Source organism: Streptomyces sp. NPDC047917 (assembly GCF_043204345.1).
In the GTDB taxonomy this organism is placed as follows: domain Bacteria; phylum Actinomycetota; class Actinomycetes; order Streptomycetales; family Streptomycetaceae; genus Streptomyces; species Streptomyces sanglieri.
This window is the reverse complement of record NZ_JBIDCA010000001.1, coordinates 483452-510278: the sequence shown is the minus strand read 5'-3', so window position 1 is coordinate 510278 and position 26827 is coordinate 483452. Positions and strand designations below refer to the sequence as shown.

General features: G+C 72.5%; 21 protein-coding genes. 14 read left to right on the top strand and 7 right to left on the bottom strand.

Features of this window, described 5'->3' with window-relative positions:
• From ACGF8B_RS02230 to ACGF8B_RS02215, 4 genes are all read left to right on the top strand, one after another.
• On the top strand, positions 1-495 hold the full coding sequence (locus ACGF8B_RS02230) for a hypothetical protein (RefSeq protein WP_392733952.1): 495 nt from the start codon (positions 1-3) through the stop codon (positions 493-495).
• A gap of 380 nt (positions 496-875) precedes the next feature.
• Complete coding sequence (locus ACGF8B_RS02225; protein WP_392733950.1) at positions 876-3032, top strand: FG-GAP repeat domain-containing protein; 2157 nt, start codon at positions 876-878, stop codon at positions 3030-3032.
• A gap of 235 nt (positions 3033-3267) precedes the next feature.
• On the top strand, positions 3268-3738 hold the full coding sequence (locus ACGF8B_RS02220) for a TrkA C-terminal domain-containing protein (protein ID WP_342282571.1): 471 nt from the start codon (positions 3268-3270) through the stop codon (positions 3736-3738).
• A 2-nt stretch (positions 3739-3740) separates the two neighbouring features.
• Positions 3741-5060 (top strand): cation:proton antiporter, encoded by a 1320-nt coding sequence (locus tag ACGF8B_RS02215; RefSeq protein ID WP_392733948.1) that lies wholly within the window; start codon positions 3741-3743, stop codon positions 5058-5060.
• 2 nt (positions 5061-5062) lie between these two features.
• Here ACGF8B_RS02215 and ACGF8B_RS02210 read toward each other — a convergent pair whose 3' ends face one another.
• The gene (locus ACGF8B_RS02210) at positions 5063-5614 is read right to left on the bottom strand and encodes a MarR family winged helix-turn-helix transcriptional regulator (protein ID WP_392733947.1); all 552 of its coding nucleotides are present in this window, start codon (positions 5612-5614) and stop codon (positions 5063-5065) included.
• Between the two features lie 118 nt (positions 5615-5732).
• Between ACGF8B_RS02210 and ACGF8B_RS02205 the strand changes: the two genes are divergently transcribed.
• On the top strand, positions 5733-6275 hold the full coding sequence (locus tag ACGF8B_RS02205; protein WP_392733945.1) for a nitroreductase family deazaflavin-dependent oxidoreductase: 543 nt from the start codon (positions 5733-5735) through the stop codon (positions 6273-6275).
• Here the strand turns inward: ACGF8B_RS02205 and ACGF8B_RS02200 are convergent.
• Positions 6223-7170 carry a M56 family metallopeptidase gene (locus tag ACGF8B_RS02200; RefSeq protein ID WP_392733943.1) on the bottom strand — a complete coding sequence of 316 codons (948 nt, stop codon included), beginning with the start codon at positions 7168-7170 and terminating at the stop codon, positions 6223-6225. The genes ACGF8B_RS02205 and ACGF8B_RS02200 overlap by 53 nt on opposite strands.
• A 7-nt stretch (positions 7171-7177) precedes the next feature.
• Positions 7178-7696 carry a BlaI/MecI/CopY family transcriptional regulator gene (locus tag ACGF8B_RS02195; RefSeq protein WP_392733941.1) on the bottom strand — a complete coding sequence of 173 codons (519 nt, stop codon included), beginning with the start codon at positions 7694-7696 and terminating at the stop codon, positions 7178-7180.
• Between the two features lie 161 nt (positions 7697-7857).
• Between ACGF8B_RS02195 and ACGF8B_RS02190 the strand changes: the two genes are divergently transcribed.
• The gene (locus tag ACGF8B_RS02190) at positions 7858-8313 is read left to right on the top strand and encodes a tellurite resistance TerB family protein (protein ID WP_388584009.1); all 456 of its coding nucleotides are present in this window, start codon (positions 7858-7860) and stop codon (positions 8311-8313) included.
• A gap of 339 nt (positions 8314-8652) precedes the next feature.
• On the opposite strand, the gene ACGF8B_RS02185 is transcribed toward ACGF8B_RS02190, so the two are convergent.
• On the bottom strand, positions 8653-9723 hold the full coding sequence (locus tag ACGF8B_RS02185; RefSeq protein ID WP_392733939.1) for a PucR family transcriptional regulator: 1071 nt from the start codon (positions 9721-9723) through the stop codon (positions 8653-8655).
• Positions 9724-9987: 264 nt separating this feature from the next.
• On the opposite strand from ACGF8B_RS02185, the gene ACGF8B_RS02180 reads away from it, so the two are divergent.
• The 6 genes from ACGF8B_RS02180 (at position 9988) to ACGF8B_RS02155 (ending at position 21131) form a co-directional block, all read left to right on the top strand.
• Positions 9988-10665 (top strand): hypothetical protein, encoded by a 678-nt coding sequence (locus tag ACGF8B_RS02180; RefSeq protein ID WP_392733937.1) that lies wholly within the window; start codon positions 9988-9990, stop codon positions 10663-10665.
• A gap of 183 nt (positions 10666-10848) precedes the next feature.
• Complete coding sequence (locus ACGF8B_RS02175; RefSeq protein ID WP_392733936.1) at positions 10849-12999, top strand: flotillin family protein; 2151 nt, start codon at positions 10849-10851, stop codon at positions 12997-12999.
• A gap of 162 nt (positions 13000-13161) precedes the next feature.
• Positions 13162-18117, top strand: coding sequence for a DNA repair ATPase (locus tag ACGF8B_RS02170; protein ID WP_392733935.1), 4956 nt, complete (start codon positions 13162-13164; stop codon positions 18115-18117).
• A 30-nt stretch (positions 18118-18147) separates the two neighbouring features.
• Positions 18148-20139: a potassium channel family protein gene (locus tag ACGF8B_RS02165; protein WP_392733933.1), complete on the top strand. Its 1992-nt coding sequence runs from the start codon at positions 18148-18150 to the stop codon at positions 20137-20139.
• Between the two features lie 52 nt (positions 20140-20191).
• Entirely contained in the window at positions 20192-20404 is a 213-nt protein-coding gene (locus ACGF8B_RS02160) for a hypothetical protein (protein WP_392733931.1), read from the top strand.
• 157 nt (positions 20405-20561) lie between these two features.
• The gene (locus tag ACGF8B_RS02155; RefSeq protein WP_392733929.1) at positions 20562-21131 is read left to right on the top strand and encodes an exonuclease domain-containing protein; all 570 of its coding nucleotides are present in this window, start codon (positions 20562-20564) and stop codon (positions 21129-21131) included.
• A gap of 88 nt (positions 21132-21219) precedes the next feature.
• Here ACGF8B_RS02155 and ACGF8B_RS02150 read toward each other — a convergent pair whose 3' ends face one another.
• Positions 21220-21936, bottom strand: a complete 717-nt coding sequence (locus ACGF8B_RS02150) for a TetR/AcrR family transcriptional regulator C-terminal domain-containing protein (RefSeq protein ID WP_392734452.1) — start codon at positions 21934-21936, stop codon at positions 21220-21222.
• Between the two features lie 178 nt (positions 21937-22114).
• Here ACGF8B_RS02150 and ACGF8B_RS02145 point away from each other — a divergent pair, with 178 nt between their 5' ends.
• Positions 22115-23719, top strand: a complete 1605-nt coding sequence (locus ACGF8B_RS02145) for a CocE/NonD family hydrolase (RefSeq protein WP_392734451.1) — start codon at positions 22115-22117, stop codon at positions 23717-23719.
• Positions 23720-23794: 75 nt separating this feature from the next.
• Here ACGF8B_RS02145 and trpS read toward each other — a convergent pair whose 3' ends face one another.
• On the bottom strand, positions 23795-24841 hold the full coding sequence (gene trpS, locus ACGF8B_RS02140) for a tryptophan--tRNA ligase (RefSeq protein WP_392733927.1): 1047 nt from the start codon (positions 24839-24841) through the stop codon (positions 23795-23797).
• A 176-nt stretch (positions 24842-25017) separates the two neighbouring features.
• Positions 25018-25404: an ATP-binding protein gene (locus ACGF8B_RS02135; protein ID WP_392733926.1), complete on the bottom strand. Its 387-nt coding sequence runs from the start codon at positions 25402-25404 to the stop codon at positions 25018-25020.
• 554 nt (positions 25405-25958) lie between these two features.
• On the opposite strand from ACGF8B_RS02135, the gene ACGF8B_RS02130 reads away from it, so the two are divergent.
• Entirely contained in the window at positions 25959-26822 is an 864-nt protein-coding gene (locus tag ACGF8B_RS02130) for a helix-turn-helix domain-containing protein (protein ID WP_392733924.1), read from the top strand.
• The last annotated feature ends 5 nt before the right edge of the window (positions 26823-26827 follow it).

The following is a 26827-nucleotide window of genomic DNA, read 5'->3' as shown; positions in this document are numbered from 1 at the left end:
GTGAGCGCACAACTGAGGGACATCGCCGGAGAGTTGGCGAAGCTGTTGTGGCGGGAGCACACCGTGTACCGGGAACGGTCCGGCGGTGTGGTCATCCGGGGTGAGCACGTACGGCGGTGGATCAGCCTCGCTCCGACGGGCGGCCGGGACGAAACCCTCATACGCGTAGGGCGCATTCTGGACGGCGGCACCACCGCTCCGGCGCGCCTGGAGGCCGTGGTGCCCCTCTCCGCCGGGACGGGCGCGCTCGCCGCGACCTGCCGCCGCCTGCTCTCCGAGGCGGCTGCCGATGTGGCGCCGAGCGCGCCGGGACGAGCGGCGTCCGGACAGTCCAAGGAGTCCAGACGGGGGCGGCCCAAGGGAACCAAGCGGGCCGGCAGGGCCGCGCGGCCCAAAGGCCGTGGGAAGCACACCAGTTTCAGCTCATGGGTGATCCTCGCCTGCGTCGCCGGTGTGATCGCCCTGTACGTCTACACCGTCGCGACGCGCGGCTGACCGGTTCCACGGGGACACATCAGCCGGCTTCACCGTTGTCCCTGTCGGTGTCCGACGCCTGTCCGGCGACACCGGTGACCATCCGGGGGTGCCGGGTGCCCGATGCGGCGCGGCGCGGCGGGGCACCGGACGGTTTCGTTCGGATCGGCCGATCGTCGGCCCGAGTGGTCCGATCGAGACCCCGCCGGTACGGACGAGGCTCCGCCGGTGCCGCGCACGTCGGCCGAATCCCTCCGGGCAATGGCAGTGGATCCCCCCGCACGGGCCGATCTTGGCTGATATACGCTGCGCCTGATTTGGTCGAACAATTCAGCGAATCCGTGCCAATGTGCCCCCGGGCCGACGTGCCACCGGATACGCCTGCCCGGGGGGGCATTCCCATGACTTCGCCGTACCGCGTGGTGCTCGGCATCGCGCTCACTCCCGTCCTCGCCCTGGCGGCCGCGGCCCCGGCCGCCGCGCACCCCGCCGCCGCCGCGGGCGCGCCCACCGGCACCACCGCCGCGGCCGCCGTCGAGACGCGTGCGCCGGGGCCGTGGGGCACCCGCACCGCGCACACCCCGAACCCCGCCCCCGCCTCCGCGTCGGGCGGGCTGAACGTCCTGGAGCCGGCCGGGAACGGCGCCCTCGTCTCCCTCACCGGCGACGGGCTCTCCCGTTCCACCCGGATCCGGCCCGCCGGCAGCACCCGTTGGCTCGCCCCGCAGACCTGGCCGGACGCCGGCGGGTACAACACCGAGCTGGTCCCGCTCGGCGACGGCACGGTGCGCCTGGCCTGGCGGGCCGAGCGCGCCGACGACCACAACAACTACTGGCTGAAGGTGGCCACCCTCGCGCCCGGCGCGACCGCCTTCTCCGCGCCCGAGTACGTCACCCCGGTCCCCGAGAAGGGCTACCACCACCTGGCGGCGGCCCCCGACGGGCGGCTGGTCGCCGTGTGGTCGGTCTCCGGCGTGGTGAAGACCGCCGGGAAGTCCGGCCCACAGGCCGCGTGGAGCGCTCCGGCCGACCTCAACGAACAGCCGCCGTCCGGCAGCCGGGACATTTCCGCCATGGACCTGGCGATGGCCAAGGACGGCACCGCCCTGCTGGTGTGGCAGTGGCAGTCGAGCAAGGCCGTCGTCGCCCTGGAGAAGGCCCCGGGCGCGTCCGCCTGGACCGCGGTCGAGGACTTCCCGGTCCCGGGCGTGGACCTGGCGCGCCCGAAGGTGTTCGCCGACCCGCGGGGCGGCTTCGACGTGTTCTACGACGACGACGCGCACCTCATGCACACGCGCCGTCCGGCCGGCGCCACCCGGTGGAGCACCCCTCGGTCCGCCGCCGACCACGGCAGCACGTACGGGATGTCGGCGCCCGTCCACCTGCCCAACGGCGACCTCTTCGTCGCCGGCGGGCCCGGCTACGCGACCGGCCCCTGGTACGCGGTGCGCTCGGCGGCCACCGGCGCCTGGCAGCCGTACACACAGCCCTTCTCCACGCACAAGAAGGTGCGCGCGGTCGACGCGGCCGCCACCTCGGGCGCCACGGTCACGGTCACCTGGCGGGAGGGCTACTCGGGCGAGGAGTACACGATGGCCGCCGTCTTCAAGGGCGGCACCTGGTCTGCCGCGCGGCGGCTGAGCCCGACGAGCGCGCGGTCCACGGGGGCACCCCAGGTGGCTGCCGACGCACTCGGCCGGCCCGTCGTGCTGTGGGACGAGTACAGGCTGACCGACACGAACAGCATCGTCCTGGACGGCGTCCAGCAGGCCACCACGACCAGCCGCGCGCTGCCCGAGTGGGGCGACTACACGGACGACGGCAAGTCCGACCTGTTCGGCCGGGACCGCACCGGACTGAAGGTGTACGCGGGCACCGCGACGAAGCTGTCCGCGGGCAAGCGCGCGAGCAGCTGGCCGAGCGGCACGCTCGTGCTCCCGTACGGTGACCTCGACGGCGACCGCTGCAACGACGTGTTCGTCCGCCAGCCGAAGGGCGAGGCCTTCGTCTACCCGACGGTCTGCGGTGGGCTGCCCGACCAGCAGTCGTTCCGCGTCAAGGTCTCCTCGGACTGGAACGGGTACAACGCGGTCGTCTCGCCCGGTGACGTGACGGGCGACGGCCGGGCCGACCTGCTGACCCGGTCCGCCTCGACCGGGAAGCTGTACGTGTACGCGAACAACGGCGCGGGCGGCTTCAAGGCCCGCTCGCTCGCCGGGTCGGGCTTCGGCGGCTACAAGAGGCTGATCGCCGCCGGGGACCTCGACGGCGACGGCAAGAACGACCTGCTGGCCCTCGACGCGTCGAACGAGCTGTGGCGCTTCCGAGGAACCGGCACCGGCGCCTTCAAGCCCCGGTCGCTGGTCTTCAAGGACTGGGGCACCTCCTACAAGGACGTGGTCGGCGGGCTCGACCTGTCCGGTGACGGCCGGGCCGACCTGATCTCGCTCGACAGGACCGGCCGCGCCTGGCTGAACCGGGGCAACGGCCGCGGCGGCTTCGACAACCGCTCACAGGCCGGCAAGGCCACGAACTGGACGGACATCCGCATCTCCTGACGGCGCCGTCCACCCCTGCCGTCCACTCGTGCGACGGCTCTCCAGCGAGGGCTGGACGAAGAAGCCCCGGGCCGGTGGCCCGGGGCTTCTTCGTGGAGCGGGCGACGAGAACCGGGCTCGCGCCCCGAGCCCGGAAGCCCACGCCCCGGGACGGAGCAACCCTCCGGATAAGGTAATGGGCGAATAAAGAGATCACCAAGTGCGTCAAGAGCCGCCGCACACTCGGGAGGAAGCCATGGGAACCCACCGCACCACGCTGCCCGGAGTCGGTGTGCAGTACGACTACACGACCGAGTCGGGACAGCACATCTCCGTCGTGGTGCACCACGACGGACGGCGGTTCATCGGCTTCTACGACCAGGACGACCCTGATTCGTGCCTGCTCTCGGTACCCCTGACACCGCAGGAGGCCACCGGCCTCGCGCACCTCATCGACTCCGCGCCCATCGACGCGGTCCGCACCGAGGGCATCGACCTGGTGACCGAGCACATCCCGCTCGGTACGCGCTCGCCGTACGGCGGGCGGCTGCTCGGGGACACGAAGGCCCGGACCCGGACGGGGGCCTCGATCGTGGCGGTGCTGCGGACGCACAGTGCGCATCCGTCCCCGGGGCCGGACTTCCGGCTGGCAATCGGCGACACCCTGGTCGCCGTCGGTACGCGCGAGGGCGTCGACACGCTCTCCGAGATCATCGCGGAGGGCTGACCGTGCACGACACGACCGCACTGCTGGTGGAGCTCGGCTCCGTCATTCTGGGCCTCGGGCTCATCGGACGGTTCGCCGGGCGGATAGGACTCTCGCCGATCCCGCTGTATCTGCTGGCGGGCCTGGCGTTCGGCGAGGGCGGGCTGCTTCCGCTCGGGGCCAGCGAGGAGTTCACCGCCGTCGGCGCCGAGATCGGCGTCATCCTGCTCCTGCTCCTGCTCGGCCTGGAGTACAGCGCCTCGGAGCTGGTGACCAGCCTCAAGACTCAATACCCCTCCGGGGCCGTGGACTTCGTGCTCAACGCGACCCCGGGAGCCGTGGCGGCGCTGCTGCTCGGCTGGGGGCCGGTGGGCGCGGTCGCGCTGGCCGGGGTCACCTGGATCTCCTCGTCCGGGGTCATCGCGAAGGTGCTCACCGACCTGGGGCGGCTGGGCAACCGGGAGACCCCCGTCATCCTCGGTGTCCTGGTCATCGAGGACCTGTCGATGGCCGTCTATCTGCCGCTGCTCACCGCGATGCTCGCGGGCGTCGGCCTCGCCGGGGGCAGCATCGCCCTGCTCATCGCGCTCGGCACCGTCGGGTTCGTGCTCTATCTGGCGCTTCGGCACGGCCGGCTGATCAGCCGGGCCGTGTCCTCCGACAACCCCGAGATGCTGCTCCTGGTGGTCCTCGGGCTGACCGTCCTGGTGGCCGGGGTGGCACAGGAGTTGCAGGTGTCCGCGGCCGTCGGCGCGTTCCTGGTCGGGATCGCGCTCTCGGGCGAGGTCGCCGAGGGCGCGCGCAAGCTGCTGACGCCGCTGCGGGACCTGTTCGCCGCCGTCTTCTTCGTGTTCTTCGGGCTCTCCACCAACCCGGCCGAGATCCCGCCGGTGCTGCTCCCCGCGGCGCTGCTGGCGGTCGTCACCGTACTCACCAAGATCGCCACCGGGTGGTACGCGGCCCGACGGGCCGGAATCGGTTCGCGCGGGCGGTGGCGGGCCGGTGGCACGCTCGTCGCCCGCGGCGAGTTCTCCATCGTCATCGCCGGCCTGGCCGTGGCGACCGAGCCCCGGATCGGGCCCATCGCCACCGCGTACGTCCTCATCCTCGTCATCGTCGGACCGCTCACCGCCCGCTGGACCCAGCCGGTCGTGGCGAAGATCCAGGCGTGGCGCGGCCGGGACGGCGGAGCCGGCAAGGGCAGCGGCACCGCCAAAAGCAGCAGCGCCGGCAAGGACGTCGGCACCGCCAGGAGCGGCAGCACCGGCAAGGACGGCGGCGAGGTCCCCGCGGCGCGTCCGGCGCCCACCGCCCAGGAGGAACTCGCGCCCGACAGGCTCTGAGTTCAGTCGTCGTGGCGGGCGGGCAGGCCGGAGGTCCAGCCCAGCGGGTACGCGTCCGTGCCGTCCCCCGGCACGGACGGCTCGCCGCCCGCCACGGTGAACGCGGTCAGCGCGTCGACCAGGGCGGCGCGCTGCTCCGGCGCGAGGAGCTCGACGATCCCCGCGATCTCCCGCCGCCGGCCCGCCGTGACGTCCTCGACCAGCCGGCGGCCCCCCGGGGTGACCCGCAGCACCGTCTCCCGGCGGTTGGCGGGGTTCACCCGCCGTTCGGCCAGCCCCGCGGCGATCAGCCGGTCCAGCATCCGCATCGCGGTCGACGGGTTCACCCCGAGCCGTTCGGCGAGCGTCACGAGTTTGGCCTCGTCATGTGTGCAAAGCACTACCAGGAGCCGGAACTGGGGCAGTGTCACCCGGTCCTCGACCGCGGCCAGCGAGCGGGCCGAGACGGCGACGAGCAGCCTGGAGGCCGTCAGCACGGCACGGGTCACCTCGTCGACATCGTCGCTGTACCGGTCCGGGGACCGTTCCTCGGGTGCCTGTTCGCGCGCGGCCATGCCCCTTTGTACCGTGCCGGTCCACAGGACTCGAATCGGTTCCGGGAACTGGGCGCCCGGTACGGGCAACGGGCACCGGACGCTGGCACAACCCTTTGGACTATGCAACGTTTGCATAGTGACGCCTCAGCTCCCGGACCCCGCCGAACCGCACCGCCCACCGCCGCCGGCCGGCTGGCGGCGCACGGCCGCCCGGCTCCCGTCGCACCTCTTCCGGATGGGGCTCGGGCCGCTGTTCCGGGGGCGGTTGCTGCTGCTCGTCCACACCGGCCGGGTCTCCGGCCTCGCCCGGCGCACCACGATCGAGGTCGTCGAGTCGACGGTGACCGACGAGCGGCACTGCTGGACCGTCGCGTCCGGATTCGGGCCCGGCGCCGACTGGTACCGGAACCTGGTCCGTACCCCGCAGGCCACCGTGCAGGTGGGCCGCCGGTTCCACGTGGTGACCGCGCAGTTCGTACCGGCCGAGGAGGGCGGCGAGCTGATGGCGCGGTACGCGGCACGGCACCCCGGACTCGCTCGCCGGCTCTGCGCGTACCTGGGGTGCGAGCCCGACGGGAGCACGGACGGCTACCGGCGGGCCGGCGAGTCCATCCCCTTCGTACGGCTCATAGCGGGGTCGCCGCGCGCAGGATCCCCACCAGCGTCACGGCCGCGTTGAGCGAGGACAGCGCCGAGGCCGCCGTGCCGACCGCCGCGACCAGCGCCGCGAGCGCGACGTACGCGGACGACGGCGGCCACAACCGGACCGGCGGCACCGGGGCGAGCAGCGCCGCCACCCGCCGCGGCACGGGGCCGGCCGGGGCCGCGAAGGCCGCGAGGCCCGCCGAGACGTCCGGCGCCCGGTGCGAGTACAGCGCCGCCTTGCCGACCGCGACCGCCACCACCCGCCGGTCGCCGATTGCGCACGCGGCCTCCTCGTCCGCCCACCGCTCGGTGCTGAACGACACCGCGGTGCGCAGCGGCAGCAGGAACGGGTTGGCGCGCGCCGCGAGTTGGGCGGCCAGCAGATAGCGGTGGTGCCGCCCGGCCAGATGGGCCCGCTCATGGGCGATCAGGGCCCGCCGCTCATGGGCGTCCAAACACTCGGCCATCGCGGTCGAGACGACGACCCGGCCCGGACTTCCGGGCAGCGCGTAGGCGTACGGCTCCGGGTCCGGGAGCAGTGCGACGCCGTCGGAGACGACGGAGGGCGCGGCGGCCAGCGCACGGCCCGCCCGGACCCGCAGCCGGACATGGCGCAGCACCGTCCATCCGCACGCCACGACCACCGCCACCAGCGCCCCGATCGCGACGATGCCCGCCTTCTCCTCGTACGGCACCGCGTCCCGCACCTCCGGGTCCGACCAGCTGTCCGGCAGCGGGTTGCCCGGGAGCTGCGCGGTGCCCACCACCATCAGCAGGCCCAGACAGAGCGTGCTGCACAGGGCGAGCAGCGCGCCGACGACGGCGAGCAGCCGGGTCGCGCTGCGGGGGTGCAGATGCTGTTCGGCCAGGCGCGCGATCGGCAGCGCGGTCAGCGGCAGTACGAGCGGCAGACAGACGAAGACACCCATCGGCGGGCTACAGGCCTTCCGTGTCACGGGGGTCGACCGGGTCGTCCGGGGCGGCCGCCCGCGCGAGCAGGGCGCGCAGGCGTTCCTCGTCGCCGGGTGAGAGGGCCGAGATGAAGCGGGCGAGCACGGCGTCGCGGTCGCGTTCGCCGTCCAGCACCCGGCGCATCCGCAGGGCGGCGAGACCGGCCTCGTCGGAGGCGGACGTCCAGGTGTAGGAACGGCCCTCGCGGGACCGGGTCACGGCCTTCTTCTCGTAGAGGCGGGAGAGGATCGTGATGACGGTGGTGTACGCGAGGTCGCCTTCGAGGTGCTCCTGGACCCAGCCGGCCGTCGCGGGACCGTTCGCCGAGTGCAGCACGGCGAGGACCTGGGCCTCCAGCTCGCCCTGGCCGCGTCTGCGCAGCCGCCGGCCTCCGGAACGTTCACCGCCGGGGCACACCGTGCCGGGCAGCGGTTCCGCGCGGCCGGGCACTCCGTCGCCTGGTGGTTCGTTGTCCGGGTGGTGGCCGGGCCTGGCCGGGTCCATCAGGGGTCCGCCCTTCTGCGATGCCGCGTCGGCCGCGGCGTCGCAGCATCCTACTTACCGCCGTTTCCGGAACACAGCAACCGCCCCTGCTGCTAACTTCTACACGTCTGTAGAGTTGGATTTCATCCGGCAACGCAACGCAAGCAACGTATGGAGACGTCATGGCACTGTGGGATCGGATCAAGGAATCCGCCTCGTCGATGCAGTCGCAGCTGGAAGCCAAGAAGAACGACCTGAAGAGCGGGGCGTTCCGCGACGCGAGCATGGCGATGTGCGCCCTTGTCGCCGCTGCCGACGGTTCCATCGACCCGTCCGAGCGCCAGCGCGTCGCCTCGCTGATCGCCTCCAACGATGTTCTGCAGAACTTCCCGGCGGACGACCTCCAGCGCCGCTTCAACGACTACGTGAACAAGCTCACCGCCGACTTCGCCTTCGGCAAGGTCAGCGTCCTCCAGGAGATCGGCAAGGCGAAGAAGAAGCCCGCCGAGGCCCGTGCCGTCATCCAGATCGGCATCGTCATCGGCGGCGCCGACGGCGACTTCGACAAGTCGGAGCAGGCCGTCGTGCGCGAGGCGTGCTTCGCGCTCGACCTCCCGCCGCACGAGTTCGACCTCTAGGACCTCTCGTTTTCGACCTGTAGGACCTCTCGTTCGGATCACGCCGGGCTCGCGGGCCCCGGTGCCCGATCCGGCCCGATCCGAACGAAGGAACCCAGGTCTCACCCTGTTCGCCGGACCGGCACCGCCCGGTCCGGCGTCCCGGACCGCCGGAACAAGCGCTGCCGACTGACCACCGGCCGGCGCCCGGCAGGCCGGGGATGCGCTACTCCCCCTTTGCGCATCCCCGGCCACCCTTTTCTCCGGACGCGGGGCCGGGCCGAGCCCCTTCCCCGGGGCCCGGCCCCATTGCCCGGGCCGAGCCCTTTGCCCGGGCCGAGCCCTTTGCCCGCGGCCGGGTCACACCTCCTTGGCCGGCCAGTCCAGCAGCCGTGCGCCGATGACCGCCGTCTGCAGGGCGTAGCGGTGCATCGGGTCGGACGGATCCGAACCGGTCAGCTGATGGATCCGCTCCAGCCGGTAGGTCAACGCCCGTACGCTCAGCGACAGCCGACGGGCCGTCTCCGCGGCCACACAGCCCGCGTCGAAGTAGACGGCGAGCGTCTTCAGCAGGGGTTCGGCACCGCCGCGGGCCTGCTGGAGCGGGCCCAGCTCGCTGCGGACCAGATCGGCCATCGCCTGCCGGTCGCGGGTCAGCACCGGATAGACCAGCAGATCCGCGGCGTACAGCACCGGATCGTCCAGATCCAGCCGCTCCGCGAGATCCAGCGCGTCCAGCGCCTCGTCGTAGGAGTGGACCACCCCGCCGGGCCCGTGGTGCGGGCGTCCCACCGCGACCCGGCCGCCGTCCGTCGCCGCGTGCGACTGCTTGGCGAAGTACCGCAGGACGTCGGGCTGGCTGCCGGGGGCGATGCAGACCAGCCGACCGTCCTTCGTCGTGAGCAGAATCTTCCGGCCGCCGAACCGGGCGAGCAGCGCCGCCTCGACCGTGCGCGGCACGGAGTCGGTCTCCGTGTACGCCTCCGGGCCCGTCGCCACCGCCACCGCGTGCGCGCGCGAGAGCCGCAGACCGAACCGGGTGGCCCGCTCGGCGAGCCGCCCCAGATCGCTGCGCCCGTACAGCAGATCGTCGATGAACTCGCGCCGGGCCGCCTCCTCGCGCCGCACCGTGATCCGCTGGGCCCGCTCGAAGCCGTCCGCGAAGGCGTCCACGGCCTGCTCGACGGCGGCCAGCACCGAATCCGTGGCCGCCCCGTCGGCCGCGGAGGCGAGCGGCCAGGCGGTGCGGGTGGCCGCTATGTGACGGACGACCAGGGCACGCAGCTGGAATCCGGACTCGGCGGCCTCCCGGCCCAGCAGCCGGCGGTCGTCCAGCTCGTCCCGGGTGAGCCGGCGTCCGGTGGCGGCCACATCGGCCAGGATGCGGTCATATCCCGCCAGAAGGTCATCGGGGATCTCCGGCTCCGGCACGCGTTCTCCTCACAATTCTGTCGCGACGTCGACACTCACCCAACGCATACCGCCCGGTGCCGGTGCCCGGCATCAAGGAAGAGCAAAGATTGCCGGGCTCCGGCAATGCGATCTCATGCCCGTGAATGACACGATCCGGTCAGCACCAACCGGGGGAACACGGGGGGACACGGGGGATACGACCCGGCTGCTGCGGCACCGCGCCACGCGGTGCCGCAGCACCGGAGTCACCACCGGCCGCCCGGCAGCAGAAGGGGTGGACGGATGCAGGAGTTCCTGAGCGCAGCGACCGCCTTTCCCGCCGTTCTCTTCGGCGCCGCGCTGGCCGTCGTCGTCCTCTTCTGGCTCCTGGTGCTGGCCGGTGCGGCCGACCACCACTCCTTCGACGGCGACCTCGACACCGACCTGGCCGGGATCGGCGGGGTGCCGGTCACCGTCTCGGTGTCCGTGATGGTCGTCGTCGGCTGGTTCACCAGCCTCACCGGCACGGTCCTGGTGCACCGCAGCGGTACCACCGGCCTCACCCGGGCCGCGCTCGCCTGCGCCGTGTTCGCCGCGGCGCTGCTGCTCGGCTGGTCGGTGCTGCGGATCCTGGTGCGCTGCTTCCGCCGCGGCTTCCCGGACGAACCTCCTCCGTCGCGGCAGGACTTCCTGGGCCGCATCTGCACGGTCCGTACCGGTTCCGTCAGTTCCGACTTCGGCCAGGCCGAGGTCACCGCGGACGACGGCTCCACCGCGATCGTGCAGGTCAGGATGCTCGCTCCGGCGGACGGCCCGGTCCTCGCCGCGGGCAGTGCGGGCCTTCTGTACGCGTACGACGACGAGGGCGAGTTCTTCTGGGTCTCGCCTTACGACAAGGCCCTGGACCCGGGCCCGCCGGCCCCGCGACCACGCACGGGTGCGCGCCGCACCCCGCGCCGCACCCCGCGCCGAACCGGCTGACCGTCCGGGCCACGCAGCCGGGCGACGGCGGCCCGGACCGTCCGTCGGGTCGCCGTCGTACGACAGGCCGCCCGCCGCCGGGCCCCTCGCCTCCGGACCCTTCGCCTTCGGTCCGTTCGCTGCCGGGACCCGCACACCCCTCCTCTTCCTTCACCACCTTCCTCACCAGCCGCAAGGACTGTCATGGATGCCATCACCCTGGGCTTCGGTGTGCTCGTAGCCGTCGTTCTGCTCATCGCCGTAGCCCTGCTCCTCGTCGTCAGCCGGCTCTTCCGCAAGGTCGAGCAGGGCAAGGCGCTGATCATCTCCAAGACCAAGAAGGTCGACGTCACCTTCACCGGGGCCGTCGTCCTGCCGGTGCTGCACAAGGCCGAGACCATGGACATCTCGGTGAAGACCATCGAGATCCGCCGCACCGGGCGCGAGGGCCTGATCTGCCAGGACAACATCCGCGCCGACATCCACATCAACTTCTTCGTACGGGTCAACAAGACCGTCGAGGACGTCATCAAGGTCGCCCAGTCCATCGGCACGGAGCGGGCCAGCGACAAGGTGGCGATCCAGGAGTTCTTCGGCGCGAAGTTCGCCGAGGCGCTCAAGACGGTCGGCAAGCAGTTGGACTTCGTCGATCTGTACACCAAGCGCGAGGAGTTCCGGGACCGGATCATCCGGGTCATCGGTACCGACCTGAACGGCTACCACCTCGACGACGCGGCGATCGACTTCCTTGAGCAGACGCCGATGACGCAGCTCGACGGCGCCAACATCCTGGACGCGCAGGGCATCCGCAAGATCACCGAGCTGACGGCGATCGAGCACGTGCGCACCAACGAGTTCCAGCGCACCGAGCAGAAGGAGATCACCCGGCAGGACGTCGACGCCCGCGAGACCATCCTGGAGCTGGAGCGCCGGCAGGCCGAGGCCGAGATCAAGCAGCGCCGCGAGGTCGAGACGCTGCGGGCCCGCGAGGAGGCGGCGACCGCCAAGGTCCAGGAGGAGGAACGGCTCGGCGCCCAGGCCGCGTTCATCCGTACCGAGGAGCAGCTCGGCATCCAGCGGGAGAACCAGGCGCGGGAGATCGCCGTCGCGCAGAAGAACCGTGAGCGGGTCATCGCGGTGGAGAACGAGCGCATCGAGAAGGACCGGCTGATCGAGGTCATCGGGCGCGAGCGGCAGACCGAGCTGGACCGGATCGCCGCGACGAAGGAGGTCGAGGCCGAGCGCCGCGACGTCGCCGATGTGATCCGGGAGCGGATCGCGGTGGACCGCACGGTCGCCGAGCAGGAGGAGTCCATCAAGACGCTGCGGGCCGTCGAGGAGTCGGAGCGCACCCGCAGGTCGGTCATCATCGCCGCCGAGGCGGAGGCCCAGGAGAAGCTGGTCAAGGACATCAAGGCCGCCGAGGCGGCCGAGGCCGCGGCCACCCACGTGGCCGCCGAGCAGCTGACGCTCGCCGAGGCCCGGCTGAAGACCGCGGACCTGGACGCCCAGGCGAAGCTGCGGCTGGCCGAGGGCATCCAGGCGGAGTCCGCGGCGCCCGGACTCGCCGAGATCCAGGTGCGTGAGGCGGAGGCCGATGTCATCGAGAAGGCCGGTCTCGCCGAGGCCGAGGCCACGTCCGCCCGGCTCAGGGCCGAGGCCGAGGGGGCCAGGCTCAAGGCGCTCGCGGCGGCCGAGGGCACCCAGGCGCAGGCGACGGCCGACGCGGCGATGATCGGCGAGAAGCTGAAGGCCGAGGCGGCGGGCCTCACCGAGAAGGCGGCCGCGATGGCGGCGCTGGACGACGCCTCGCGCGGACACGAGGAGTACCGGCTGCGGCTCGCCGCGGAGAAGGAGATCCGGCTGGCCGGCCTCGACGTGCAGCGTCAGGTCGCCGAGGCACAGGCCACGGTGCTGGCCACGGGCCTGGAGAACGCCGACATCGACATCGTCGGCGGGGAGTCGGTCTTCTTCGACCGGCTGGTCTCGGCCGTGTCGATGGGCAAGAGCTTCGACGGATTCGTGGAGAACTCGGACACCGCGAAGGCCCTCGCGGCTCCGTGGCTGAACGGCACCTCGTCGTTCACCGACGACCTGACCCGGGTACTCGGCTCGGTGTCCACCGGCGATGTGCAGAACCTGACGGTGTCCGCACTGCTGATGCGGATGATGCGGGCGCCGGGAGCCGGGGTCGCACCCGGTCAGATCCAGCAGCTCCTGACCGCCGCCAGGGAACTGGGCATCGCCGACCAGCCGATCTCCGCGGTGACCGGGGCCGGTGTCCCCGTAACAGCGGGGGCCGCGGACGGCTCCGCCGCGCCCGTCTCACGGAACGGGTCCGCGCCGGTCGCGTAGTGCGCACAGCGAACGCCGGACGGGTGGAGCAGATCAAGCCCGTCCGGCGATTGAGGACGGAGCGCGGCCAAAGGCCGCGCAACCCGGCAGCCCGACACACCCGCGCGCCACCAGCACCCCCGCACCACCGCCCCGTAACACCTCGCAGGGAGAGTCGTACGCATGGACACCGACACCACGACCGCAGCGCCCACCGGCGGCCCCGTGGACGCGGGAACGTACGACGTGCTGCGCCGCCGGCTCGGCGACCGGGCCGCCGAACTGGCGCGCCGGGCCGAGGAGCTGAACACCCGCCGCACCGAGGAGTTCGGCTCGACCGAACTCCGGCTCACCGGCACCGAGCAGATCCGCACCGGCCGGCCGGCCGTCCCGCGCGACCTGGTGGCCGTCGGCGGGCAGCTGCTGTTCGGCTTCGAACGCGGCCCGGGGGCGCCGGACCCGGCCGAGGTGGCCGACGTACTCGCCCTGTACGGACCGGCGTTGGCGGAGCCGGTCCAGGGCGGGCCGATCGCCGACGAGGACTTCGTACGCGAGTTCACCGCGCTGCACCGCTACTACCGCGACGCCCGGCTGCTGCGGCTGCGCCTGGTGGACGGGAAGCTGCTCGCCGTCTTCCGTACCGGCGAGAGCGCGGACGGCATCCGGGTGCTGCGCTGGGCACTCGCCCCGGACGGCTCGCCCGGCGCGTTCCTCGACGCGCGCGGCGACCGCGACCACGTCTTCCCGCCCTCGCACGACTTCACCTGGACCGCCGCCGGCCGCGAGTCGCACGTGCTGGGGCGGCATCCGCACATCGCGGTGGGCGGGGACGGCCCGGACGGCGCCGCGCTGTACGTCGACACCCTCGGCGGCAGCCTCACCGTCAAGACGGTCAACGACACCGACACCCCGGACGGGATCTACCGGGAGCCGGTCGCCGAGCCCCTCCAGTCGCTGGCCGACGCGGAGGTCGAGCACGCCACGATCGGGCCGCTGGTCCTGCTCCGGGTGCGCCCGTACAACGAGGAGTCCTGGCGGTACCTGGTCTTCAACACGCTGCTCGGCTCCGTGCTGCGGCTCGACGGCATCGGACAGGCCTGCCACCGGCTGCCGGAGGACCAGGGAATCATCTTTCCCGGCGGCTACTACCTCACCACCGGCACCGCCAAGACCTTCGACATCGCCGAGCCGCTCACCGACCCGGTCTTCGAGGGCGCGATCCGCTCCCCGAACGGCGAGGACGTCCTCTACGTCTTCCGCTCCCCCGACGACGGCCGTGGCCTGCTGCTGCCCTACAACCTGATCCGGCAGGAGGTCGCCACCCCGCTCCAGGGCCGCGGCCACGCCCTGCTCGACGACGGCACCCTCGTGCTGCTGCGCACCACCGCCACCGGCGGTGAACCGGCCCGGGTCCACCCCCTGCAACGCTGGCGGACCCCGTACGTCTCCGACACCCACGCGGCCGCCCGCCCCGCCGGAACCGGCCCGCTCGCCCGGGTCGGCAACGCCGATCTGGTGCGCGGGATCTCCGACTGCCTGGCGCTGGCGCACAGCGCCGCCGAGACCACGCCGACCGCCGCCGTGTACGCACAGCTGGTCGCGGACTGCACCCGGGCGACCGACCGCTACCACTGGCTGACCGACGCCGAACTCGGTGAACTCGCGGCCCCGCTGGCCGAGTTGAAGGCCACCGCCCAGCAGGTCGTCGTCGAGTTCGAGACGGTACGGGAGCAGACCCGGCAGGCCGCCGACGCGCTGGACGAGGCGGCCGACCGGCTCACCGCGCTCGTCCGCCGCATCCGGGGCGAGGCCCCCCGCTCGGCGGCCGCCTGGGTCGAGCAGCTCACCGAACTGCGCCGTGCCCACGGCCACCTGGCGACGCTCGCCGAGATGCGGTACGCCGACACCGGGCGCATCGAAGAACTCTCCGCCGCGACCGCCGCCGACCTCGAATCGGCCGGCCGGCGCGCCGTCGCGTTCCTCGGCCGGGACGACTCCTTCGCCGGCTACCACGAGGACATCGCCGCCCTCACCGCCGAGGCGTCCGGGCTCGCCACCGTCGCGGACACGACGGCGCTCGGTGACCGGCTGACCGGGATGACGGACGGGCTGAGCACCGTCACCGAGGTCGTCGCCGGTCTCGACATCGGGGACACCACGGTCCGCACCTCGATCCTGGAGCGGATCGCCGAGGTGCTCGGCGGGGTCAACCGGGCCCGCGCCACTCTCGAAGCCCGCCGCCGCGAACTCCTCGACCACGAGGGCCGCGCCGAGTTCGCCGCCGAGTTCGCGCTGCTCGGGCAGGCCGTCACCGGCGCGATCGCCGCCGCCGACACCCCGGACGCCTGCGACGACCAACTTTCCAGGCTGCTGCTCCAGCTGGAAAACCTGGAGTCGCGGTTCGCGGAGTTCGACGACTTCCTGGCCGAGCTGGCCGAACGCCGGACGGAGGTGTACGAGGCGTTCTCGGCCCGCAAGCAGACCCTCCAGGACGCCCGGGCCCGGCGCGCCGAGCGGCTGGCCCAGTCGGCGGCCCGGGTCCTGGAGACGGTCTCCCGGCGGCTGTCCGCGCTGGACGACCTGGACGCCGTGAACACCTTCCTGGCCTCCGACCCGATGGCCGCCAAGATCCGCCGCACCGCCGAGGAGCTGCGCGAACTCGGCGACCCGGTACGGGCCGAGGAGCTCGACGGGCAGCTGCTGGCCGCCCGCCAGGAGGCCGGGCGGGCGCTGCGGGACCGCAGTGAGCTGTACGCGGACGGCGGCGCCACGATCCGGCTGGGCCGGCACCGGTTCGCCGTGAACACCCAGCCCTTCGATCTGACGCTCGTCCCGCACGGGGACCGGCTCGCGTTCGCCCTCACCGGCACCGACTACCGGGCGCCGGTCGCCGACCCGGAGTTCGGGGCGACCCGCCCGTACTGGGAGCAGACCCTCCCCTCGGAGTCCCCGCAGGTCTACCGGGCCGAGCACCTGGCCGCCCGGCTCCTGGACGAGCGGGGCGCGGACACCCTCGCCGCGCTGGACGCGGACCAACTCGCCACACTGGTACGGGAGTCGGCCGCCGCAGCGTACGACGAGGGATATCAGCGCGGCGTCCACGACGAGGACGCCACCGCGATCCTGACCGCCCTGCTGCGGCTGCACGCCGGGGCCGGACTGCTGCGCCGTCCGCCCGCCGTCCGGGCAACCGCTCAACTCTTCTGGGCGTACGGCACGGACGAGGCACGGCGCACCTCATGGACCCGGCGGGCCCGTTCGCTGGCCCGCGCCCGCGAGACCTTCGGCCTGGCCCCGGCCGTCGACGCCCTCCAGGAGGAGTGGGCGTCCGTCATCGGGGGCGAGGCCCCGGCCGCCGTCGCCGCGTACCTCTTCGAGGAGCTGACCAGCGGCCCGGAGGGATTCGTCACCAGCGCCACCGTCCGCACCTTCCTCGACAAGTTCCGCCGCACCACCGGGACTTCGGCGTACGACGAGGACCTCGCCGCACTGGGCGACGACCTTCCGGCCCGCCGCCAGCTCGTCGAGGGCTGGCTCGCCTCGTACGCCGCCGCGAGCGGCGGCGGCATCGACGCGGGCGATCTCGCGGAGGCCGTGGCCGTGGAGCTCTGCCCCGAGCCGGTGCTCGGCCGGTACGACTGCGAGGCGCCGCTGACCGCGCGGGTGGAGGGGCTGCTCGGCACCCACCCGCGTGTCGAGCGGGGCACGCTGGCCGTCCGGATCGACGAACTCCTCGCCCGTACCGCCTCCTTCCGCACCACGACCGTCCCCGGGTTCCGCGCCTACCAGCGCCGGCGCACCGCGCTGGTGAGCGCCGAGCGGGCCCGGCTGCGGCTGGACGACCACCGGCCGCGCGTCATGTCGGCGTTCGTCCGCAACCGGCTGCTGGACGAGGTGTACCTGCCGCTGATCGGGGACAGCCTCGCCAAGCAGCTCGGCACCGCCGACGCCGACCGGCGCACCGACTCGCAGGGCCTGCTGCTGCTGGTGTCGCCGCCCGGCTACGGCAAGACGACGCTGATGGAGTACGTCGCCGACCGGCTCGGCCTGGTCCTCGTCAAGATCAGTGGCCCGAACCTGGGCCACGACGTGACCTCGCTCGATCCGGCCCAGGCCCGCACCGCGACCGCCCGCCAGGAGATCGAAAAGATCAACTTCGCGCTGGAGGCCGGCAACAACACGCTCCTCTACCTCGACGACATCCAGCACACCTCGCCGGAACTGCTCCAGAAGTTCATCCCGCTCTGCGACGCCACCCGCCGGATCGAGGGCGTGCGGGACGGCGAGCCGCGCAGCCACGACCTTCGGGGCAAGCGGTTCGCGGTGTGCATGGCCGGCAATCCGTACACCGAGTCGGGCGAGCGGTTCCGGATCCCGGACATGCTCGCCAACCGGGCCGACGTGTGGAACCTCGGCGAGGTGCTGAGCGGCCGCGAGGACGTCTTCGCGCTGAGCTTCGTCGAGAACGCGCTGACCGCCAACCCGGTGCTGGCACCGCTCGCGGGGCGCTCCCGCGCGGATCTCGCCCTGTTCGTACGGCTGGCCTCCGGCGACGGCTCGGCGCGCACGCACCGGCCGGAGCACCCGTACACACCCGCCGAGGTGGACCGGATCGTCGCGGTGCTGCGCCATCTGCTGACCGCCCGCGACACCGTCCTGGCCGTGAACGCCGCGTACATCGCGTCGGCCGCGCAGACCGACGCGACGCGCACCGAACCGCCGTTCCGGCTCCAGGGCTCGTACCGCAACATGAACAAGATCGCCGAACGGATCGTGCCGGTGATGAACGACGCGGAGCTGTCCGACGTCATCGACGACCACTACACGGGCGAGGCCCAGACGCTGACCAACGGCGCGGAGTCGAACCTGCTGAAGCTGGCCGCGCTGCGCGGCCGGCTCACCCCCGAACAGTCCGCGCGCTGGTCCGCGATCACCGCCTCCTACGTCCGTACGCAGGCCCTCGGCGGCCCGGACGGCGACCCGATGACCCGGGCCGTCGCCGCGCTGGGGCTGCTCGCGGACCGGATCGCGGCGGTCGAGTCGGCGATCGTCCGGGTGGCCGACCCGCGCCATGTGCTCACCAACCCGCAGGCCCGGCACGCGGCTTCCCCGCCCGCCGGTCCGGCCGGAGACCACTGACCGGACGCCCACCGAGGAGAGGAGCAAGGCATGCTGGGTCATGTGCCCCCACTTCCCCAGCAGCCCCAGCGTTCCCCGTTCAGCGGACACATGGTCGTCTGCGGCGACGACGCACTGGCCCGCCGGCTCGCCGTCGAGCTGCGTTACGTGTACGGAGAGCGGGTCACCCTCGTCCTGCCGGCCGGCCGCGACGCCCGTGCCCCCGAACTCCCGCTGACGGGACGGGGTCTGGCGTCCGCGCTGTTCGGCCGGATGTCGTCGGCGATGAACCGCAACGGCGGCAGCGGCGGCGGGGCCGACTCGATGGGGGACGACACCAACGCCGGGGTCGACCCGGTCCGCGTCCTGGCGGCGGCGGAGCCGTCCGACGAGGCGTTCGAGGAGGCGGGCGTCGCGTCGGCCGCCGCCCTGGCCCTGGTGTACGACGACGACGAGCGCAACATCCGCGCCGCGCTGACCGCCCGTCGCCTCAACCCCCGCCTCCGGCTGGTCATCCGGCTCTACAACCGCAAGCTGGGCCAGCACCTGGAGACGCTCCTCGACCAGGCCGCCGCCGTTGCCGCGCCCGGCCTGGACCGGGCCGCCCTGGACGCCTCCACCACCGTCCTCTCCGACGCCGACACCGCCGCCCCCGCCCTCGCGGCCACCGTCCTCACGGGCTCCAGCAAGGTCATCCAGGCGGAGGGCCTGCTGCTGCGCGCCGCCGAACGCACCCCGCCCGGGGGCGGCCAGATCGCCGACCCCGGGCTGTGCACCCTCGCGCTGCTCTCCTCCACCACCCACGACCCGGCGGGCACCGAGGGCTCCGACAGCAGCGGCGACGAGGGGCCTCAACTGCTGCCCGACGAACGGCAGGTGGCCGCCGCCACGGGCCGGGGCACGGTGGTCCTGGAAGCGGTCAGCCAGGCCGGTCCGGCCGGACCGCCGCCCCGGATGGGCGGCCGGGGCGCACCGCTGGGCCAGGTCTTCTCGCGGCGGCTGCGCTGGTCGGCGCTGGGCGTCGGCCTGGCCGTGCTGGGCCTCGCCATCGCCTCCACGATCACCACCGGCGACGACCCGGTGCACGCCACCTACCTCACCCTGCTCGACCTGTTCGCGATGGGCGACCCGGCGATCGGCGACCCGATGGCCCGCCAGATCATCCAACTCCTGTCCGGCGTGGCCGGTCTGATGCTGCTGCCGCTCCTCGTGGCCGGTGTCCTGGAGGCCTTCGGCTCGCTCCGCACGGCCTCCTCCCTGCGCCGCCCGCCGCGCGGCCTGTCCGGCCATGTGGTGCTGCTCGGCCTCGGCAAGATCGGCACCCGGGTCCTCGTCCGGCTGCGCGAACTGGGCATCCCCGTGGTGTGCGTGGAGGACGACCCGGACGCGCGCGGCATCCCGGTCGCCCGCCGGCTGCACGTACCGGTGGTCCTCGGCGACGTCACCCAGGAAGGCGTGCTGGAGGCGGCGAAGATCCAGCGCTCCCGCGCCCTGCTCGCCCTGACCAGCGTCGACACCACCAACCTGGAGGCGGCCCTCTACGCCCGCTCGGTCAAGCCGGACCTGCGGGTGGCGCTGCGGCTGTACGACGACGAGTTCGCCACCGCCGTCTACCGCACCCTGCGCGCCGCCCACCCCCAGGCCGTGACCCGCTCCCGCTCCGTCTCCCATCTGGCCGCCCCGGCCTTCGCGGTCGCCATGATGGGCCGGCAGATCCTGGGCGCGATCCCGGTCGAGCGCAAGGTGATGCTGTTCGCGGCGGTGGAGGTGGCCGGCCACCGGCAGCTGGAGGGCCACACGGTGGAGCAGGCGTTCCGGGCGGGCGCCTGGCGGGTCCTGGCCCTGGACGCCACCCCGCCCGGCGACCGCCGCCCGGACCTGGCCGCCCCCACCACGGCCGGCCCGGACGCCCCGTCCGGCCTGGTGTGGGATCTGCACCCCGGGTACGTACTGCGCCCCGAGGACCGCGTGGTGATCGCCGCCACCCGCCGGGGCCTGGCCGAACTGCTGCGGGCACGGCGCCGGGTCTCGCCGGGGGCGTGAGAAGTCCGCGTTGCCCTGTTCAGCCCAACTCCGCCTGGCTATGCTGCTGTTCATGACAATGCGGACAATCATCACCAGTCGCGTCGCCGCCCTGACCCTGGCAGGCGCGCTCGGATTCGGGGCCGCGTCCTACATCGGGGCGACGCACACCGAGGCGAACAGAAGAGCCGTGGCCTACGAGTTCGAGTGCAATGCCGAGAGCTGCAATCCCAGCAGCTGCAACTGGATGTGGGGCTCGTACCCCGGGACCGGCTCCGGCTGCTGACCGCCCACGGGGGTGCCGTCGACCCGGTGCCGGTGGCCGGCACAGACGCGACGCGCAGGGCCGTGGCATCCGGGTGCTCCGGAAGCCGGGGGGCGCGCGATCCCGGGGCCCCGAAATCCGGGTGCTCCGGATCCCGCGCCGCCCCTACCCTGCCCCCATGGACACCGACGCCCCCGACCTCCTCAACGTGATCGACATCGAGGCGACCTGCTGGGACGGCCAGCCGCCCCCGGGTGCGGTCAGCGAGATCATCGAGATCGGGCTGACGGTGCTCGACCTGCGCGCGGCCGAAAGGCTCGCCCGCCACCGGATCCTGGTCCGGCCCGCCCGCTCGGCGGTCAGCGCCTTCTGCACCGGGCTGACCGGTCTCACCCAGGCCGAGGTGGACACGGGCGTGTCCTTCGCCGAGGCCTGCCGCCTGCTGGCGTCCGAGCACGAGTCGGGCATCCGCCCCTGGGCCAGCTGGGGCGACTACGACCGCAACCAGTTCACCCGCCAGTGCCGGGCGACCGGCACCCGGTACCCCTTCGGCCACCGCCACACCAACGCCAAGATCCCCTTCACCGCCGCCCACGGCCTGCGCAAGCGCCCCGGCATGGCCCAGGCCCTGGAGGTCGCCGGCCTCCCCCTGGAGGGCCGCCACCACAGCGGCGCCGACGACGCGTGGAACATCGCCGCGCTGATCCTGGACGTGGCGGCCCGGGACGCCTGGCCCGGAACTCCCTGACGGAAACACGGGGCAAGGAGGTGAATCCTTCCGCGCCCACCGCGCCTCCCGCGGGGATGCGGCCGACCACGCTTGCGGGTGCGGGGCATCAGCCGGCGTCGAGACCGTCGATCAGGCGGCCCAGGAACCGGGCGAAGGTGGCTTCGGCGGAGAGCGGGCGTCCGGGGGCGGCGAGGACTTCGGCGAGTTCCGGATGGCGGCCGTCGGCGGCGACGGCGGCGAGGTAGCGGGCCTCGGCCGCGACCCGGTCCAAAGACCGTGCGGCTGCGGCCTGCGTGATCTCGTGAGCGACGTGTCCGGCCACGAATGCGGTCAGCTGGGCGAAGACCTCCAGCTTCGCCGCACCGTCCAGCCCGGTGGGCCGCAGGGCGGCGAGCGCATGTTCCAGGAAGGCCAGCGTGTTGGGGCCCGGAACGCGACGGGTGGACAGAGCGGCGGGCAGCCAGGGGTGCCGCAGCATGTGGGCGCGCTGCAGATGGGCGATCGTCCTCAGATCGGTGCGCCAGTCACCGCTGGGCGGGTCCGTGGCCGTGAGTTCGCCGGTGACATGGTCGACCATCAGCTCCAGCAGGGTCTCCTTGTCGGGGGCGTAGCTGTAGAGCGACATGACGCCGGCGCCGACCTGGGCCGCCACCCGCCGCATGGTGACCGCTTCGATGCCTTCGGCGTCCGCCATGGCGACGGCTGCCACGACGATCGCCTCCCGGCTGAAGGAGGGCTTGCGGCCCCGGCGGGGCTCGGTGGCACGCAACCAGAGCTGTTCGGGATCGACGCCCGCGGCTCCGGGTTTCTCGTCATGGGGCACGGTCGCCCGCTCCTTCCCCGTGTTGTCGAGACCGCTGCTGCGGAGATCATCCAAGCATCCTCTATTCTCGTACACTGTACGGAATAAAGGAGGAGCGATGCCACCACGCATGCCCGACGCCGCAGCCGGACCCGCCCGGGTGCCACCCGCCGGAAAGCCCCCGCTGTCCTCGCGGATGATGAGGGCGACCTGGCGGGGCCTGCCGACGAAACGGCACGAGGTCGGGTGGGAACCGGGGCTGACCGTGCCGGCCGCCGACGGAAGCCCACTGGTCACGGACCACTACTTCCCGCGTGCGGAGGGCGACTTCCCCACTCTCCTGGTCCGCTCCCCCTATGGCCGTGGGCTGCCGTGGTCTCCCCAGTACGGCCTGCTCTTCGCCGAACAGGGCTTTCACGTGGTCCTGCAGAGCTGCCGCGGCACCGGCGGCTCGGGAGGCGCGTTCGACCTGTGGCGCAACGAGGCCGCCGACGGGCAGGCCACGGTGTCGTGGCTGCGCGAGCAGCCCTGGTTCAACGGAACACTGGGCACCGTCGGTCCCAGTTACCTGGGCTACACGCAGTGGGCCCTTGCCGTGGACCCGCCGCCGGAACTGAAGGCGATGGTGGTGCAGGTGGGCCTGCACGATCCCTACGCCCTGTTCCACGCGGACGGTGTGCTCCGCCTGGAGAACGCCCTCGCCGTCGGTACGGGCATGACCTACCAGCACCGGGGCATGTGGCCGTTCATCAGGGCGACGCTGCGCCTTCAGCGCCGCCTGCGCGACGCCACCACCGCGCGGCCGCTGCGCGGGGCGTACGTGTCCGCCCTCGGGGGCGAGGTGCCCTGGCTGGACGCCGTGATGACGCACCCCGACCCCGAGGACACGTTCTGGCACGGCGCGTCGGCGGCGGAGCCGGCGGAGCGGCTCCGCGTGCCCACGGCTCTGATCACCGGATGGCACGACGCGCTGGTCGACCAGACCTTCGAGCAGTACGACCGGCTGCGCCGGGGCGGATGCGAGACCGCTCTGCTCGTCGGCCCCTGGACCCACACCTCCGCCCTGCAACAGGGCTGGCCCGAGGTGTTCGCCGAGAGCCTCGCCTGGCTGCGCGCCCACCTGTGCGCCGACCCCGCCGGCCTGCGCCCGACCTCGGTGCGCGTGCACATCGGGGGCGAGACCGCCTGGCGGGACCTCGCCGAATGGCCACCGGCCGCGGCCGCGGCCTCGTGGTGCCCCGCCCCGGGCGGGCATCTCACCCAGCAGGCCCCCACGGACTCCGCGCCCCTGGCGTCATTCCGCTACGACCCGGCCGACCCCACACCGTCCCTCGGCGGCCCGCTGCTCTCCCGCACCGCCGGCCCACGCGACAACAGCACCCTGGAGGCCCGGGACGACGTCCTGACGTTCACCGGCCCCCCGCTGACCGAACCGCTGGACGTCCTGGGCCCGGTCTCCGCCCGGCTGAGCATCTCCACGGACACCGGCCACGCCGATGTCTTCACCCGCCTGTGCGACGTGGACCCGCAGGGCCGCTCCATCAACATCTGTGACGGACTCGGCCGGCTCCGGACGACCGAAGACGTTCCCTCGCGGGTCACCGTGGCGATGAGCACCACCGCCCATCACTTCGCCGTCGGTCACCGCATACGCTGGCAGATCAGCGGAGGCGCCCATCCGCGCTACGCCCGGAATCCCGGCACCGGGGAGCCGCCCGTGGACGCCACCGCCTTCGAGCCGGTGCGCATCACGCTCCACACGGACTCGGCGTTGACACTGCCGTGCGGCTCCGGGCGCACGTGACTCCTCAGGAATGAAGGGCCGGGCCGCCAGGCCCGGCCCGCACGCCCGGACCCCGAGGTCGAAGGCCGAGCCTGTTCACGTCCCCATCACCCCACGCACCTCGTCCAGCGTCGCCGTCGCGATCTCGTTGGCGCGCTCGTTCCCGGCCCGGAGCACCGACCGTACGTACCCCATGTCCCGCGCGTACTCCGCCCGCCGGGCCCGGATCGGCGCCATCCGGCTGTTGACCGCCTCGGTCACGGTCCGCTTGAGGGCGGCGGCACCACCCCCACCGATCTCCTCCGCCACGGCCTGCGGTTCCCGGTCCAGGCAGAGCGCTGCCAGCAGCACCAGCGAGGAAACCCCGGGCCGGTTCTCGGGGTCGTACGTGATGTGCCGCTCGGCATCCGTCGTCGCCCCCTTGATCAGCCGGGCGGTCTCGTCCGCGTCGGCGCCCAGCGCGATGGAGTTGCCCCGGCTCTTGCTCATCTTGGTGCCGTCGGTGCCGAGCAGCAGCGGTGCGGCGGAGAGCAGCGCGTCCGGCTCCGGGAAGACCGCCCCGTACCGCTCGTTGAAGCGCCGGGCGACGGTCCGCGTGACTTCGAGGTGCGGCAGCTGGTCCTGCCCGACCGGCACCAGGTTCCCCTTGCAGAACAGGATGTCGGCCGCCTGGTGCACGGGATAGGTGAACATCAGCCCGCTGACGGCGGACTGCCGGGAGTGCGCGATCTCGTCCTTGACGGTGGGATTGCGGTTCAGCTCGGCGACGGAGACCAGGCTCAGGAACGGCAGCATCAGCTGATTGAGCGCGGGCACGGCGCTGTGGTTGAAGACCGTGGAACGCGCCGGGTCGATGCCGACGGCCAGATAGTCCAGCAGCATCCCCTCCATGTACGCGCCGAGCCGGTCGGCGACGTCCCGGTCGGTGAGCACCTGGTAGTCCGCGATGATCACGAACACGTCCACCCCGAGCTCCTGGAGCCGCACCCGGTTGTGCAGCGTGCCGAAGTAGTGCCCGAGGTGCAGGGGTCCGGTGGGCCGGTCCCCGGTCATCACCCGGAACGTCTCCGGGGCCTGCCGGATCCGCGCCTCCAGCTCGGCGGTGGTCGCGGTGGCGGTGGCTGTGGCGGTGGCTGTGCTCATTGGTTCTCTCTCCTCGCGATGGTGGTTGCGTGGAGGACGGCCCGCCGTGATCACCGGCATCCGTACCCGTACGAGGGCAGCGAAAAGGGCCGTCCATATCGAACGGCCCTGATTCCGTGCTGAGGGAGGCGGCCGCTCCTAGAAGGAGCGCCACCAGTTTCGGCACGGTACGGAGGTCATGGCCCGATGGTAACGGACCCGAACTCCGCCCACACGACCTTTCCCGGCCCGCGCCGCGCCCCGTACCCCCACCGGTCCGCCAGCGCGTCGACCAGCACCAGCCCCCGCCCGCCACACGCACCGGGCTCCGGCTCGCGCGCCTCCGGCGGCACGTCCGAGGCATCGTGCACCTCGATCCGCACCCCGCCGCCCAGCGGCCGGAACCGGGTCTCGATCTCCCGCCCCGGCGAGACCCGGGCATGCCGCCCCGCGTTGGTCAGCAACTCCGACAGCACGAGCACCGCAGACTCCTCCCACTCCGAGAGCCCCCACCCCGCGAGCGCGATACGCAACTCCGCCCGGGCCAGCGACACACAACGCGGATGCCGGCTCCAACGCAGCACGACAGCGCGATCCGCCGCCCCGCTCACCGGCCCACCACCCCACCGAGAACCAGGCTCGGCCCCGCCTCGATCCCCTGCCGAGCCAGCCACCACACCCGCCGCCGCTCCCGCCGGAACCGGTTCTCGGCACGCTCCCAGCGAGCGAACTCGGCCTTCTGGAACCTGAGTCGGGACCTCGGAGGGAAAGGAAAGCAGGGCCGTACGACCTCACTCGCCTGCCGCTCCCCGCCCGGACGTCGGGTTAAGAGACACCGGAGTGATCCGAGAAATCGGACGATAGGGTTCAACACGTTGACGCTCCTTCGCAAGCGTTGGCCACGCCCCCGGACCGGTAGGACGGTCGCGGGGGTCCTTGCTGAGGCAGCACGAACCACCCCAGCAACCCTGCCGTGATCGAATCGCCACAGAGGGTGACTGCGCATGTTCAGCATGCTCCCGCCCACACCGAGAATGCAAGGATTGCGTACTACTGCCATGCGTTCGAGGTGACTTGAGGCGTCGCGCAGTGACCATCCACACTCGCGGGTACCACCCGGGCAGCGAAGGGACGCAGCGTGCCGGAGAAGCGACAACGACCGCCCACCGTGAGGCTCCGCCGCCTGGCCGCCGAACTACGCCGGCTCCGAGCCGCAGCAGACCTGACGCGCGAAGACGTGGCCAAGGCGACGGGCATCAACGAGGCGACCCTCTACCGCGTCGAGAAAGCACGCGCCCGGCCGCAGAAGCGGACTCTGATCGCTCTTCTGGATCTCTACGCGGCCAACGAGGCGCAGCGTGCCGATCTCCTCGCAGTCCAGAACGGTTCCAACGATCAGGGCTGGCTACGTCCGTACCACTCGGAGTTGCCCGAGGAGTACACCGCCTACATCGGCTTCGAGAGCGAAGCTCGCACCATCCGCAACTACGAGTCTCTCTTCATTCCCGGACTTGCGCAGACTGAGTCCTACGCCCGCGCGGTGGTCAGAGGCGTATTGCCGACGGCGAGCAGGAGGGAAGTGGAGCAACGCGTCCAAGCCCGCGTGGAACGGCAGGCGTTGCTCGTCAAGGACGATCCGCTCCAGCTCTGGGCCATCGTGGACGAGGCCGCGGTGAGACGCCTCGTAGGCGGACGCGAAGTGATGCGAGCACAAGCGAGGCACCTGCTCCAGCTGACGGAAGAGCCCAACGTCACCATCCAGGTGATCCCGTTCGAAACGGGCGCTCACGCAGGCATGACGGGCAACTTCGTCCACATGGATTTCCCGGATCCCGCAGACCCGGAACTGGTCTACGTGGACACACCCGCAGGCGATCTCTTCCTGGAGTCCGAGGCGGAAATGCGACGCTACAAATCGATGTTCGAACATCTTCAGGCAGTGGCCCTGGGGCCGAACGAAAGTGCTGGCCTGCTGGCTAGAGTGACAGAAGCGAGAGACTGAGAGCA

Coding starts and splice junctions, on each gene's coding strand:
- ACGF8B_RS02225 (WP_392733950.1), top strand. CDS start 876: ATGACTTCGCCGTACCGCGTGGTGCTCGGCATCGCGCTCACTCCCGTC.
- ACGF8B_RS02220 (WP_342282571.1), top strand. CDS start 3,268: ATGGGAACCCACCGCACCACGCTGCCCGGAGTCGGTGTGCAGTACGAC.
- ACGF8B_RS02210 (WP_392733947.1), bottom strand. CDS start 5,614: ATGGCCGCGCGCGAACAGGCACCCGAGGAACGGTCCCCGGACCGGTAC.
- ACGF8B_RS02200 (WP_392733943.1), bottom strand. CDS start 7,170: ATGGGTGTCTTCGTCTGTCTGCCGCTCGTACTGCCGCTGACCGCGCTG.
- ACGF8B_RS02195 (WP_392733941.1), bottom strand. CDS start 7,696: ATGGACCCGGCCAGGCCCGGCCACCACCCGGACAACGAACCACCAGGC.
- ACGF8B_RS02190 (WP_388584009.1), top strand. CDS start 7,858: ATGGCACTGTGGGATCGGATCAAGGAATCCGCCTCGTCGATGCAGTCG.
- ACGF8B_RS02180 (WP_392733937.1), top strand. CDS start 9,988: ATGCAGGAGTTCCTGAGCGCAGCGACCGCCTTTCCCGCCGTTCTCTTC.
- ACGF8B_RS02175 (WP_392733936.1), top strand. CDS start 10,849: ATGGATGCCATCACCCTGGGCTTCGGTGTGCTCGTAGCCGTCGTTCTG.
- ACGF8B_RS02170 (WP_392733935.1), top strand. CDS start 13,162: ATGGACACCGACACCACGACCGCAGCGCCCACCGGCGGCCCCGTGGAC.
- ACGF8B_RS02165 (WP_392733933.1), top strand. CDS start 18,148: ATGCTGGGTCATGTGCCCCCACTTCCCCAGCAGCCCCAGCGTTCCCCG.
- ACGF8B_RS02160 (WP_392733931.1), top strand. CDS start 20,192: ATGACAATGCGGACAATCATCACCAGTCGCGTCGCCGCCCTGACCCTG.
- ACGF8B_RS02155 (WP_392733929.1), top strand. CDS start 20,562: ATGGACACCGACGCCCCCGACCTCCTCAACGTGATCGACATCGAGGCG.
- ACGF8B_RS02145 (WP_392734451.1), top strand. CDS start 22,115: ATGAGGGCGACCTGGCGGGGCCTGCCGACGAAACGGCACGAGGTCGGG.
- trpS (WP_392733927.1), bottom strand. CDS start 24,841: ATGAGCACAGCCACCGCCACAGCCACCGCCACCGCGACCACCGCCGAG.